This window comes from Bradyrhizobium sp. P2_E8 (assembly GCF_056403875.1).
The window spans coordinates 1-980 of record NZ_JBFUES010001621.1; the positions used below are offsets into that span (position 1 = coordinate 1).

Annotated in this window: 2 protein-coding genes; one reads left to right on the forward strand and one right to left on the reverse strand. The window is 68.5% G+C overall.

Annotation, left to right across the window (positions count from 1 at the left end):
* On the forward strand, positions 1-537 hold a 537-nt coding region (locus tag AC1D00_RS42790), incomplete at its 5' end, for a TIGR03809 family protein (RefSeq protein ID WP_477014875.1).
* A 175-nt stretch (positions 538-712) separates the two neighbouring features.
* Here AC1D00_RS42790 and AC1D00_RS42795 read toward each other — a convergent pair.
* The coding region (locus AC1D00_RS42795) for a TIGR03808 family TAT-translocated repetitive protein (protein WP_477014876.1) at positions 713-980 on the reverse strand (268 nt) is incomplete at its 5' end.

The window sequence follows — 980 nt, forward strand, 5'->3', positions numbered from 1 at the left end:
CTCGCCGAACAGCGGCTCGAGCATCTCTCCGAAATGTTCGAGACCGGACGCTGGCGCCGCTATCATTCCGAGATCGCATTCCTCGAAAACATCCAGGAAGCCAAGCGCGCCGTCCAGACCTGGCGCGCCATCGCCACCGGCGGGGACGTCGCCGCGGCGGCCGCAAGCGTCACCTCCGCATTCGGCTGGTCGCCGGCGACGATGCCCCGCGTGTTTCCGCGTGAGCAGCAGGCGCAGACCGTGCAGCCCAAGATGTTGCAGCCGAAGGCCGTCCACATCGCCCCCGAGACCGCCGTGCCGGTCAAGCTCGCCCCGACGCCGAATGTTCTCGCCGAGGTGACCGAAGCCCCGCTCGCGCCGCTCGCTGCGCCTGCCGCGATGGCACCGCCCGCGGCGCCTGCTGCGATGGCAATGCTTCTGCCGCAGTTCGCCCCACCCGCCGCCGAAATCGTCGCCGCCCCCGAGCGCGTCGTCGAATTCACCCTCAGCCTCGACGGCATCGAGGCGAAGTACCCGCTGCTGCGGAATACGTTCTAGCTTCTGAAGCTCTGGCCCCGGCCGAACGCGCCGCCGTCGTCCTGGCGAACGCCAGGACCCATACCGCGGGATATTTCAATAGGACGATGCGGCCGGTACCGCCCACATAACCCCATCCTGTGGTTATGGATCCTGGATCTGCGCTTCGCTTGTCCAGGACGACACCGAGTATGTCCTACCGCCGCACCGCGTTCCCGCCGATCACCACCTGCGCAAAGCGCTGTGCGCCGTCCGCCGACAGATCCGCCGTCACCGCGCGCGCGTGATCGAGGCCGACCACGGCGCCGCGCGGCGTCTCCGAGATCATGTTGTTGTTGACGAGCGCGGTGCCGGCGCCCGGCACCACGGAGACGCCGATTCCGGCCAGCGCCTTGCGGATCACGTTGCCGGTGATCGCGACGTCGCGCAGGTATTTGCCCCAGCCGGCGACGATGCCGTAGGAC